The organism is Ureibacillus massiliensis 4400831 = CIP 108448 = CCUG 49529, assembly GCF_000772965.1.
In the GTDB taxonomy this organism is placed as follows: Bacteria; Bacillota; Bacilli; order Bacillales_A; family Planococcaceae; genus Ureibacillus; species Ureibacillus massiliensis.
In genome coordinates this window covers 1-12,004 of the sequence record NZ_JPVQ01000065.1, presented here as the reverse complement: position 1 = coordinate 12,004, position 12,004 = coordinate 1, and the positions used below count along the sequence as shown (strand labels likewise).

General features: G+C 35.3%; 12 protein-coding genes. All 12 read left to right on the top strand.

Annotated elements, in window-relative coordinates:
- Window positions 1–118: 118 nt before the first annotated feature.
- The 12 genes from CD30_RS17880 (at window position 119) to CD30_RS17825 (ending at window position 11,870) form a co-directional block, all read left to right on the top strand.
- A complete protein-coding gene (locus tag CD30_RS17880; RefSeq protein ID WP_036180073.1) occupies window positions 119–748 on the top strand; it encodes a 50S ribosomal protein L25/general stress protein Ctc in 630 nt (209 codons plus the stop codon).
- Window positions 749–928: 180 nt separating this feature from the next.
- Entirely contained in the window at window positions 929–1,489 is a 561-nt protein-coding gene (gene pth / locus CD30_RS17875) for an aminoacyl-tRNA hydrolase (protein ID WP_036180070.1), read from the top strand.
- A 97-nt stretch (window positions 1,490–1,586) separates the two neighbouring features.
- The gene (locus CD30_RS17870) at window positions 1,587–1,814 is read left to right on the top strand and encodes an anti-sigma-F factor Fin (protein WP_036180066.1); all 228 of its coding nucleotides are present in this window, start codon (window positions 1,587–1,589) and stop codon (window positions 1,812–1,814) included.
- Between the two features lie 161 nt (window positions 1,815–1,975).
- A complete protein-coding gene (gene mfd, locus CD30_RS17865) occupies window positions 1,976–5,497 on the top strand; it encodes a transcription-repair coupling factor (RefSeq protein WP_036180063.1) in 3,522 nt (1,173 codons plus the stop codon).
- Between the two features lie 157 nt (window positions 5,498–5,654).
- The gene (spoVT, locus tag CD30_RS17860) at window positions 5,655–6,191 is read left to right on the top strand and encodes a stage V sporulation protein T (RefSeq protein WP_036180059.1); all 537 of its coding nucleotides are present in this window, start codon (window positions 5,655–5,657) and stop codon (window positions 6,189–6,191) included.
- Window positions 6,192–6,340: 149 nt separating this feature from the next.
- On the top strand, window positions 6,341–7,945 hold the full coding sequence (locus CD30_RS17855) for a putative polysaccharide biosynthesis protein (RefSeq protein WP_036180055.1): 1,605 nt from the start codon (window positions 6,341–6,343) through the stop codon (window positions 7,943–7,945).
- Window positions 7,946–7,954: 9 nt separating this feature from the next.
- Window positions 7,955–9,418: a bifunctional methyltransferase/pyrophosphohydrolase YabN gene (gene yabN, locus CD30_RS17850; protein ID WP_036180052.1), complete on the top strand. Its 1,464-nt coding sequence runs from the start codon at window positions 7,955–7,957 to the stop codon at window positions 9,416–9,418.
- A 1-nt stretch (window position 9,419) separates the two neighbouring features.
- Window positions 9,420–9,710 (top strand): RNA-binding S4 domain-containing protein, encoded by a 291-nt coding sequence (locus CD30_RS17845; protein WP_036180049.1) that lies wholly within the window; start codon window positions 9,420–9,422, stop codon window positions 9,708–9,710.
- A 128-nt stretch (window positions 9,711–9,838) separates the two neighbouring features.
- On the top strand, window positions 9,839–10,138 hold the full coding sequence (gene yabP / locus CD30_RS17840; RefSeq protein ID WP_036180046.1) for a sporulation protein YabP: 300 nt from the start codon (window positions 9,839–9,841) through the stop codon (window positions 10,136–10,138).
- Window positions 10,135–10,620 carry a spore cortex biosynthesis protein YabQ gene (yabQ, locus tag CD30_RS20765; protein WP_052126304.1) on the top strand — a complete coding sequence of 162 codons (486 nt, stop codon included), beginning with the start codon at window positions 10,135–10,137 and terminating at the stop codon, window positions 10,618–10,620. The genes yabP and yabQ overlap by 4 nt, the downstream gene beginning before the upstream one ends.
- Window positions 10,621–10,665: 45 nt before the next feature.
- A complete protein-coding gene (locus CD30_RS17830; protein WP_036180043.1) occupies window positions 10,666–11,061 on the top strand; it encodes an FtsB family cell division protein in 396 nt (131 codons plus the stop codon).
- 377 nt (window positions 11,062–11,438) lie between these two features.
- Complete coding sequence (locus CD30_RS17825; RefSeq protein ID WP_036180040.1) at window positions 11,439–11,870, top strand: S1 domain-containing RNA-binding protein; 432 nt, start codon at window positions 11,439–11,441, stop codon at window positions 11,868–11,870.
- Window positions 11,871–12,004: the final 134 nt, after the last annotated feature.

Here is a 12,004-nt window from a genome sequence, read left to right as displayed (position 1 = left end):
GGTGCCGTGTAATATCACTTCACCCCAACATTTGACATAGAACCTTTTTGTTTAGCTTTTCGGAAAAAAAGACATACTAAAATGTGTAAATTTTTTTTCTGAAAAGGGGTCTTATAAAATGAGTATTGAATTACAGGCGACAAGAAGAAATATTGGATCACGATCATCACTAACGAGTTTAAGAAGTAATGGAAAGTTACCAGCTGTATTATATGGTTACAATACAGAAACAATGCCAATTGTATTAGACTACAAAGAGACGGCAAAAACTGTTCAAAAGTACGGTAGAACAAGTGTATTTGAAATTAATGTTGAAGGTAAGAAAGTGAATGCCATTTTACATGAAATCCAAAGATGCCCGCTTAAAGGAATCGTAAAGCATGTAGATTTCCTTTCAATCAATATGGAAGAAAAGATTGAAGTAGAAGTTCCAATAGTTCCTACAGGAGATGCAGAAGGTGTTAAAGAAGGTGGAATATTAACACAGCCAGTAAGAGAATTACGAATAAAAGTAAAACCTTCTGAAATTCCTGAGCATGTTGAGATAGATGTAACTTCATTAGGAATGGGTGAATCATTATCTGTTCGAGATTTAACTGATAAAGTTCAGTATGAAATTTTAAACGCAGATGAAGATACTATAGTAACGATTACACCGCCAGTCGTGTTTTCTGATGATACAGCGGGTCAAGGCGATAATGAAAATCAGGATATTAAAGCAACGGATGCACCTGAATCTCAGGCTTAGCATATAAATGTATGGGCAAAAAAATTGCTCATACATTTTTTCTATTTGTAGATGATAAATTTTAAATGAATTTTACAAACTTCTTAAACATCTCCATCAAATATAAATCAAACATCGATGCGCTATTGATAGTGTATATGTTAAAATTAGCCTACGATTAGCTATTAAAGGATGATTAGAATGAAATTAATAGTAGGATTAGGAAATCCAGGGAAACAATATGAGCATACGCGTCATAATATAGGTTTTGAATGTATAGATGCACTTGCAGAAAAATGGAATGCACCATTAAATCAATCAAAGTTTAACGGCCTATATGCAACGATTCATCGACATGAGGGAAAAGTAATGTTACTGAAGCCACTAACGTATATGAATCTATCAGGTGAATGTGTACGACCTATAATGGATTATTTTGATATAGAGATTGAAGATATGATAGTTATTTATGATGACCTAGACTTAGATGTTGGAAAACTGCGCTTAAGACAGAAAGGAAGCGCGGGAGGTCATAATGGGATAAAGTCATTAATTCATCATTTAGGAACTCAAGAATTTAATCGAATACGTGTAGGAATCAGTCGACCTCCTGCAGGAATGAAAGTACCAGATTACGTTCTTTCTAAATTTACAAAAGAAGAAGATCCAATTATCGAAGAGGCTGTAGAAAAAACCGTAAAAGCTGTTGAAGTATCACTATCAAAAAAGTTTTTAGACGTGATGAGTGAATTTAATTCATAGTAGGTTAAAAAATCACAATGCATAAATGATTGAAAAGAAGTCTATACTTTGAATACATATAGGGATTGCCGATGTATAAAAAGGAGGACGTGTCTTCATGACAATTCGATATCGTTGTCGACATTGTGAAACCGAGATTGGGACATTACCATTTGATGCAGACGAAACAATTAAGAAGCTTCATTTATTTGAAGTAGGAGAAGTAGATGATTATATTGAAAAAGATGAAAATGGGCATACAACTGTACACTGTATATGTGAACATTGTGAAGATTCATTACGTCAATTTCCTGATTACTATGCGCTTAAAAAATGGTTACAATAAGGAATTACGCTTTGGTACTCATTTTTGAGTTTCCAAGGCTTTTTCCATGTAGATTTATCTTATTCTATGAAATTAACGTTTTACGCCTTCATATGTCATTCATATAAGCGTATACATAAAAATATTATGGACGAATCATTTCGAAAAGGGGGTTTATGACATTGGACGTTTTATTTCAATTATTCTCACAGGATAAACATATAAATGGGCTGATCCAACAAATTAATGATAAAGCATATGACTCTCAATTAATTACAGGTCTTACAGGAACTGCGAGGCCAGTATTTATTCAGACTCTTTTTAAGGAGCTTAAAAAACCGATATATGTACTCTCTCCTAATCTTCTTCAAGCTCAAAAACTAGTTGAGGATTTAACTTCACTAGTAGGCGAAGAATTAGTTCATTATTACCCAGCAGAAGAATTTATAGCGGCTGATTCAACGATTTCATCCCCTGAATTGCGCGCAGAGCGTATAGCTACGTTAGGACATATGGTAGAAAATCATGTCGGCATCTATGTTATTCCTATTGCTGGTATGAGGAAAATGATGACCCCAAAGGAGCAATGGAAAAATAGTTTTCTTGAAACAGCTGTTGGTGAAGAATTCGAGATTGAAGAATGGCTATCAAAGTTAGTTTCAATGGGCTATACAAGAAATCAAATGGTTACGACACCAGGTGAGTTTGCATTACGAGGGGGAATTTTAGATGTTTATCCACCCTATGCAGCCTCACCTATTCGTATTGAGCTTTTTGATACGGAAGTAGACTCTATCCGAGAGTTTTCGGCTGATGACCAACGCTCTATTCAAAAGTTAAATACTGTTCAAATCTTGCCTGCTACAGATTTACTACTAAATTCTAATCAACGTATTGCTCTAGCTGAAAGATTGGAAAAAGCATTGGCAAGTAGTTTGAAAAAAATAAAAAAGCAAGAAATAAAAGAAACACTTTACCAAAATATTCAGTTCGATATGGAATTACTACGTCAAGATAGTATTCCAAATCATATAACGAAGTACGGATCACTACTTTATGAGAATCCAACTTTCTTAGGTGACTATTTTTCTAATGATGGCATTGTTATGTTTGATGAACTTGGGCGAATCCAAGAGGTAATGGATGCCTGGGAAAAGGAAGAGGAAGGATGGTTCATTGAGCTATTAGAGGATGGGAAAATTGTCCATGATGTGAAGCCTTCTTTTTCATTTAAAGAAATCATTGCAATGATTCATCATCAAAAAATTTATTTTGCCCTTTTTACAAGAACATTTGCAGGTATTAAATTTTCAAAAACAACTAATTTTTCTTGTAAGCCGATGCAGCAATTCCACGGGCAAATTGCTCTTTTACAAAATGAAATTGAACGTTGGAAGTCGGAAAGGTTTACAGTTCTTTTTGTCGGTGATGGTGAAGAAAGGTTAAAGAAAATACAAAGCACATTGGAAGATTACAATATTGATAGTGTGATAGGGAATCCAAAAGAAGAAGGAATTTATTTAATAGATGGTTCACTATCATCTGGGTTCGAACTACCTCTTCAGCGTCTTGCGATTGTGACAGATGATGAACTATTTAAGCAACAGACAAAAAGGAAAAAATCTCGTCCACAAAAAATGTCCAATGCTGAACGCATTAAAAGTTACACAGAAATTAAACCTGGCGATTATGTCGTACATGTTCATCACGGAATCGGGAAATATATTGGTATCGAAACATTAGAAGTAAATGGAACGCATAAAGATTATTTGCATATCCGTTATCGTGCTGATGATAAGCTCTATGTGCCTGTAGATCAAATAGACTTAATCCAAAAGTATGTTGCTTCAGAAGGAAAAGAACCGAAGCTACATAAATTAGGTGGGGCTGAATGGAAGAAAACGAAAGCAAAAGTTTCTTCAGCGGTTAAAGATATTGCCGATGACTTAATCAAGCTTTATGCAAAAAGAGAAGCTGAAAAAGGATATGCTTTTTCACCAGATACAGATGAGCAACGTTCCTTTGAGGAATCCTTCCAGTATGAAGAAACGGAAGATCAATTACGTACAATCATTGAAGTTAAACGAGATATGGAAAGAGAACGTCCAATGGATCGATTAGTTTGTGGGGATGTTGGTTATGGGAAAACAGAAGTTGCTATCCGTGCAGCTTTTAAAGCAATTATGGATGGAAAGCAGGTCGCTTTTCTTGTCCCAACAACGATATTAGCTCAGCAGCATTACGAGTCTATTCAGGAGCGTTTTGAGGAGTATGCCATAAATGTAGGTCTTCTTAGTCGTTTTAGAACAAAAAAACAACAAGCAGAGACTTTAAAAGGGCTTAAGGAAGGAACAGTAGATATAGTCATTGGAACACATCGTATTTTATCAAAGGATGTAGTGTTCCACGATTTAGGATTATTGATTGTGGATGAAGAACAGCGATTTGGTGTAACCCACAAAGAAAAAATCAAACAATTGAAAACGAATGTGGATGTACTAACTCTTACGGCAACACCGATACCGAGAACATTACATATGTCGATGGTAGGTGTTAGGGATTTGTCAGTAATCGAAACTCCACCGCAAAATAGATTCCCAGTTCAGACCTATGTAATGGAATTTAGTGCAGCATTAGTTCGAGAAGCAATTGAACGCGAAATGGCTAGAGGTGGACAGACATTCTATTTATACAATCGAGTAGAGGATATGTCCCGTAAGGTGGAAGAAATTCAAATGCTTGTCCCTGAAGCGAGAGTCGGATATGCCCACGGGAAAATGACAGAATCTCAACTGGAATCTATCATTTTGAACTTTTTAGATGGGGAATACGATGTTCTGGTGACGACTACGATTATCGAAACAGGTGTCGATATGCCAAATGTAAATACGTTAATCGTTCATGATGCAGATCGAATGGGTCTCTCACAGCTTTACCAATTGCGCGGCCGTGTAGGTCGATCTAATCGTATTGCCTATGCCTATTTCATGTATCAACGGGATAAGGTTTTAACGGATGTAGCAGAACAACGATTACAAGCAATTAAAGAATTCACTGAACTAGGCTCTGGTTTTAAAATCGCTATGCGAGACTTATCAATTCGTGGTGCAGGAAATTTATTGGGAGCACAGCAGCACGGCTTTATAGACTCTGTAGGCTTTGATTTATACTCTCAAATGCTAGAAGAGGCTATCCAAGAAAGACGTGGTGAAAAACAAGAGGAAAAAGCAGATGTTGAAATTATTCTTCATACGGATGCATATATTCCTGATACTTATATTCCAGATGGATATCAAAAAATTCAAATGTACAAACGAATCAAATCAATGGATCGGATTGATGACTATTCTGAAATAATGGATGAGCTGCTAGACCGATTTGGTAATTTACCGATGGAAACAGAAAAGTTATTACGAATCGCACGAATGAAGGTTTGGGCAACGGAAGCTGGAGTAACAGCAATTAAAGAAAAACAAAATATAATTTCTATCTATTTATCAGAAGAGGGCACAGCAAAAGTGGATGGAAGTAAAATTGTATCTGACTCAATGGAATTTAATCGTGCTGTCGGTTTTACAATGGATGGTCAAAAATTAATTGTATCTATAGACGAAAAAAAATGTGGAAAACATGTCCCATTTGATGTCCTTGAAAAAATGGTTGAAACAATTGCAAAATCAAAAAAGAAATTAGTGGAAAGCTAATAACAGCAAGATTTGAGGCCCATTTAAAATGAAAAGCTATTGTGGAAATAATAATTAGAATTTTCCCCTCTTCATACACTTTTTGCATACATTGTCCAATTTCTAACCATACTATCAGTGAATCGAAAAATTGATACTGAAAGAGAGGCAGCAAGACATGAAAGCAACAGGAATAGTCAGACGTATTGATGATTTAGGTCGTGTTGTAATTCCAAAAGAAATTAGAAGAACAATGCGAATCCGTGAAGGTGATCCTTTAGAGATTTACACAGATAGAGAAGGCGAAGTTATCTTGAAAAAGTATTCGCCTATCAATGATTTAGGCGAATTTGCGAAAGAGTATGTAGAATCACTTTATGAAACGATTGGAACTCCTGCGTTAATTAGTGATCGTGATGAGATTATTGCGGTAGCAGGCGTATCAAAGAAGGAATATGTGAATCGCCGATTATCTGTATTCGCTGAAGATTTTATGAAACAACGTTCGGTCGTTTTAGAAAAAAATGAGGCAAATATAGAATTGGTTCCAGGTCAATTTGAACAGGTAAAATCTTATTGTGTTGCCCCAATCATATCCAACGGTGATACAATCGGTGCTGTTTACTTAATTTCAAAAGTGCATTTCTTAACGGAAGTTGAGCAAAAGGCAGCCGAAACAGCTGCGAATTTCTTAGCAAAACAAATGGAAAATTAATAATAGGAGTGATTCAAAAGAATGCTTTTAAGCCACTTTTGAATCACTCCTATTTTATTTGAAAGAGAATCGTCATAGATTGAAATCATGTATGGAGGTTTGTTTTTGATATAATGGGCTTATATTTGTAATTAGAAAGAGGAAAAGTTATGCCCAGTAATTTTGGAATGAGAGGATATATGCGAGGGGCACTGCTTTTAACGATTGCAGCAATTGTCGTGAAACTTTTAAGTGCAATCTACCGTATTCCTTTCCAAAACTTAGTTGGTGATCAAGGGTTTTATATTTATCAACAAGTATATCCATTCATATCATTTTTCGTTGTTTGGACGTCTGGTGGTTTTGCAGTAGCCATTTCAAAAATGTTAGCAGAGGCTGAGTTAAGTAACCATTCGGAACAACAGAAAAGCTTTGTTTCACAAACGATCTTTTACTATTTAACGGTATTGTCAGTGCTGTTTTTTGCAGTACTATTTTTTGGAGCAAATTTACTAGCAAGTTTTATGGGAGATATAAAGCTTGCACAGTTGATTCAAACCGGTTCATTTGTTGCTTTATTTATGCCAGTGTTAGCTTTGATGAAAGGAAGCTTTCAATCAAAAGGCGAAATGGCACCTGTGGCATATGCTCAAGTGTTTGAACAGTTTATTCGCGTATTCATCATTTTAGTTGGTACTGTCATGATTATGAAAACAACAGAATCATTATATAGTGCAGGGAATATAGCGGTTTTTGGAACAGTATTTGGTGAAATAGCAGGAGTCATATTACTATTTAAATTCCTTGAGAAAAAAGAATTGTTTAAAAAGAATAAGGCAATTGGGCAAAAAAGATGGCCTATTATTAAAGAAGTTACTTTGCTAAGTATTAGCGTAAGTATGAGTAGCTTGCTCGTACTTTGTTTACAGTTGATCGATTCGTTTACGGTATATTCGTTAATGATTGACTTAGGTATAGAGGAATCTGTTGCGCAAGCTACAAAAGGTGTTTATGATCGTGGCCAGCCCCTTGTTCAATTGGGTATTGTCATCGCATCTTCTTTATCATTAGCAATAGTGCCTCTTGTTGCGCATCATTCTAAAAAGCAAGATGGTAGGAGTGCCCTACCATTTATTCAACTTACATATCGGAGCGCGTTATTATTTGGAGTAGCCGCTTCGGTTGGTTTAGTCATCGTAATGCCTTATGTAAACACGATGTTATTTGAAACGAATGCACTATCAGAAGTTTTGATTATGAGTGTTTTGCAGATAATTCCTTTATCAATTATCCTGACGATTACGGCGATATTACAGGGTATGGGGAAATTAAAAATCCCTGTACTTATCATGCTCGGAGCAATTTTTCTAAAGGCTATCGGAAATATTATTCTTGTTCCCACGATCGATGTAATGGGGGCTGCAGTAGCGAGTAATATTGGATTATATAGCTGTGCCATTTTATTAATCATTTATACTCGCAAGTTAATTTCAAATCCATTGGCGAAAATAGATTATTACATAAAATTATTCAGTGCAAGCTTTGCAATGATATTTGTTGTACTTACTGGAGATAGACTATTACAAACATTTAGTGTATTTATTAACTCTAGGATGGAAGCAGCTATTTTCGGAATGGCATTAATCTTTATAGGAGCTTTTGTATTTTTGACGGTTGTCGGAAAACTTCGATTACTAGCAGAAAAAGAATGGTTTTTAATTCCCTTTGGTAAAAGAATGGCTATGTATCAATTATGGTTAAATAAAAGAAAGTAGGTGGAACAGTTGTATCAAATTACAATTTTAGGATTAGGCGCTGGGGATATCAATCAGCTACAGCTTGGCATATATAAAAAATTAAAAGATTCTAATACAATCTATGTTCGAACAATGGATCATCCCGTTCTCAGAGAATTAAAAGAGGAAGGGTTCAAATTTAATAGCTTTGATCATATATATGAAAAACATGATACCTTTCAACCTGTGTACCAGGAAATAGTTGAAACACTTATCCAGGAGGCTCTTAAACATCCTATTACTTATGCAGTATCAGGCCATCCTTTAGTGGCGGAACAAACAGTTCAGTTACTAATTGCTGCTGAAAAGGAAGGGAAAGTTCGACTGAGTATTGAAGGTGGGCAAAGCTTCCTAGATCCTATTTTTACATCTTTAAAAATCGATCCAATTGACGGGTTTCAGCTCGTTGATGGTACAACCTTCTCCATCCATGATGTGAATATGCGATCTCACTTACTAATAGCTCAGGTTTATGACTCTTTCAGCGCATCAGAGGTGAAGCTGACATTAATGGAAAAATATCGAGATGATTACCCAGTAACAATTGTGACAGCAGCTGGGTCCTCAGAAGAAGTTTTAAACACTGTGCCATTATATGAATTGGATCAGGAAGTAGAGATAAATAATTTAACAACAATCTATGTTCCACCTGTAACTAGCGATGAAGAAGCCCTTAAAGATTGGGCAACATTTAGAAAAATTGTAGCCACATTAAGAGGTCCAAATGGGTGTCCATGGGATAAAGAACAAACCCATGAAAGTTTAAAAAAATACTTATTAGAAGAAGCCCATGAATTTTTAGCAGCTGTTGATGAAGAAGATGATTTTGGAATGGTGGAGGAGTTAGGTGATATTCTCCTTCAAGTATTTTTACATGCACAAATTGGTGAAGATAATGGCTATTTTAACTTAGAGGAAGTATTAGCTTCGGTAAGCGAAAAGATGATTCGCCGTCATCCACATGTCTTTGGGGATATATCTGTTAATAGTTCGGAGGAAGTTGTCACGAATTGGGATGCTATTAAGCAACAGGAAAAAGGAAAACAAGAAGGATCTATCCTAAAGGGTGAATACAGAGCGAGCTCATCCTTACAAACAAGCTTTAACTATCAAAAGAAAGCTGCAAAAGTGGGATTTGATTGGCCTAATGCAGAAGATGTTTGGGCTAAATTTGAAGAGGAATGGAAAGAATTCCGAGAAGAAATTCAAAATGGATCAGAAAAAACAAGAACTGATGAATTCGGGGATGTATTATTTACGTTAGTAAATATTGCAAGATTCTATAAAATATCGCCAGAAGAAGCGATGATTCATGCTAATAAAAAATTTGCTAGTAGATTTAAGTTTATCGAACAAAAAGTAAAAGAAAGTGGTAAATCATTTTCCGATTTTACATTAGAGCAATTAGATAAATTTTGGGACGCAGCAAAAGAAGTAGAAAAGGGGAATTAGAGTGCGCTTAGATAAATTCTTAAAAGTATCTAGATTAATAAAACGTAGAACATTAGCAAAAGAGGTAGCGGAACAAGGAAGAATTACCATTAACGGTAAAGTAGCAAAGGCAAGTACTTCAGTAAAGGTGGGCGACGAATTAGCCATTCGCTTTGGTCAAAAAGTGGTGACTGCAAAAGTGGAAGAATTGCGTGAAAATGTCCGAAAAGAAGAGGCAGCGAAAATGTTTACCATTTTGAAAGAAGAGAAACTCGATAAAATTGAACCGCAATTTATCGATGATGAAGATTAGTATAAAATAATCTCTCTCGTTAAGACAAAAAAATATAAAAATATTTAAGCATGATAACGATTTGTTGTCATGCTTCTTTTATTTACAGCATAAAGTGAAAAGAAGAAACCAACCAAAGGAGGAACAATATGACACTACATCAAGAAAGTAATCGTTATACTATTACATCTGGAGATCATCTTGTGACAGTTCGTAATAGAAAAAGAATGGATGTAACATCAGTAAAGGAAATTGAACGCTTTGACCAAGAAGAATTTTATGTAAAAACGGGTCAAGGAAATTTACTAATTCGTGGTGAGGAATTAAAAATCGTTCATCTAGACGTTGATAAAGGGTTGTTAACGTTAGAAGGAAATGTAAAACAATTGCAGTATGATGATGATGAAAATGGGTTAACAAAAGGCTTCCTCCATAAATTATTTGGATGACACTAAGTGAACAATTTGTCAGCATAATTTTGATGATGGCGAGTGGTGTTTTAGTGGGCGCGATAGTCGATTGTACAAGAGTACTATTTAGCGCTCTATCACCCAAGTCACTATTGAGGAAGTTTTCTACTGGATTTGAAATAATTCTGTGGGCACTATTAGGTGCTCTTACATTTTATATTTTATACTTATTAAAGGGTGGAGAATGGCGTTTAGTTGATCCAATTGCTCAAATATCAGGTATCTTTTTATACGAATCTCTTTTCCAACCTGTTTTTCGATTTATCGGGCGAGTAATTGTTACTATCATTTTTATGCCGATATTCTTATTTTTCAAATTAGTATTCAAGTTATTAAATAGGATTATTTCACTAATTTTGTTCGTATTTGTAATAATCTTAACTCCTTTTCGCAAGATATTTAATAAACTGTACAAAAATGTTCGCTCAATATTTGGAAGATTCATCTTTAAAAAAAGCTGAATGGCAAGTATAATGTTAATATAGTGAATTCCGGAGGTGACGGATATGGCTAAGCGTCATAAACAGGTTCAAAAACAAAATACTGTTAGAACGCTTCAAAATGACTATGTCCGTGCATCGGATGAAGAAATGAAGGTCTCAAAGAAGCAAAAAGTACTTTTTAGAAGAAGAATGCTTGCGTTTAGTGTTTTGGCCGGCGTATTATTGTATTTTTTAATCAGTACAATTTTTACACAGGATCAAAGGATTGCTAAAAAGGAACAAGAGAAAGAAGAAGTTCTTGCAGAATTAGAAAAAGTAAAAGAACAGCAGGAAATGTTAAATCTACAAATTGCCAAGCTTGAGGATGATGAATATTTGGCCAAGCTTGCACGAAAAGAATATTTCCTTTCTGAGGAAGGCGAAATAATTTTTACAATTCCGAATGATGAAGAAGAATAATTTGGAAGTTAGGTTTATATAATAGATGTATGATAATACTGTTATAAATAAGCGAATTAGTAATCGAAAAGTGAATTAAAATATTTTTAGTTTAATACAAGGTTAATAACGGACAAGCTTGTTCATCAATTTATAATGATGTTTAAGTAAGGCAATAGAGCTTGGCTTGTCGCCAAGTCTAGGTAGTAAGTCTTTCTTAGTTGTGCTAATGCTGATAATTATGTAGTGTTTTCCTATCGGCTAAAAAAGAGTTGTCTTGTTGACACTCTTTTTTTGTTGGCTATAATAAAAGAGAAACGAGCGAGCCATTAGCACGTTTTACAATTTGATTACATGGCGTAAATGCCGCTTAATTTTTAAGGAGGAACATTTTTTTTATGTCAATTGAAGTAGGCAGCAAAGTACAAGGTAAAATAACAGGAATCACAAATTTTGGAGCTTTCGTTGAACTGCCAGACGGTAAAACGGGCTTAGTTCACATTAGTGAAGTTGCTGACAACTATGTGAAAGACATCAACGAGCATTTAAAAGTTGGCGATGTTGTTGAAGTGAAAGTGATGAATGTTGAAGCGGATGGTAAAATTGGTTTATCAATTCGTAAAGCAAAGCCTCAAGCCGAAAGACCTGAGCGTCCGCAGCGTCCACGTCGCGATAACCAAAACCGTTCAAATGAACGCAATGATCGTCAAACAAAAGAAAGTTTTGAGCAAAAAATGGCACGATTCTTAAAAGATAGTGATGAACGTCTTACAAGTTTAAAACGTGCTACTGAGTCAAAACGAGGTGGCCGCGGCGCTAGAAGAGGATAATTTGCTGTCTATTTTTAACGTAGAAAAAGTGTAAAATAGATCGAAATGCCTTTAAAGATGACTTAAGGAGTAATCCGCTTAAGTCATCTTTTTTTGTGTGCCGGGCATGTCCGTCAACTAGGTGATGAAAGTTC

What these genes read in the sequence shown, in the direction of transcription:
- CD30_RS17880 (WP_036180073.1), top strand. Translation starts at nt 119, where the DNA reads ATGAGTATTGAATTACAGGCGACAAGAAGAAATATTGGATCACGATCA.
- pth (WP_036180070.1), top strand. Translation starts at nt 929, where the DNA reads ATGAAATTAATAGTAGGATTAGGAAATCCAGGGAAACAATATGAGCAT.
- CD30_RS17870 (WP_036180066.1), top strand. Translation starts at nt 1,587, where the DNA reads ATGACAATTCGATATCGTTGTCGACATTGTGAAACCGAGATTGGGACA.
- spoVT (WP_036180059.1), top strand. Translation starts at nt 5,655, where the DNA reads ATGAAAGCAACAGGAATAGTCAGACGTATTGATGATTTAGGTCGTGTT.
- CD30_RS17855 (WP_036180055.1), top strand. Translation starts at nt 6,341, where the DNA reads ATGCCCAGTAATTTTGGAATGAGAGGATATATGCGAGGGGCACTGCTT.
- yabP (WP_036180046.1), top strand. Translation starts at nt 9,839, where the DNA reads ATGACACTACATCAAGAAAGTAATCGTTATACTATTACATCTGGAGAT.
- yabQ (WP_052126304.1), top strand. Translation starts at nt 10,135, where the DNA reads ATGACACTAAGTGAACAATTTGTCAGCATAATTTTGATGATGGCGAGT.
- CD30_RS17830 (WP_036180043.1), top strand. Translation starts at nt 10,666, where the DNA reads ATGGCTAAGCGTCATAAACAGGTTCAAAAACAAAATACTGTTAGAACG.
- CD30_RS17825 (WP_036180040.1), top strand. Translation starts at nt 11,439, where the DNA reads ATGTCAATTGAAGTAGGCAGCAAAGTACAAGGTAAAATAACAGGAATC.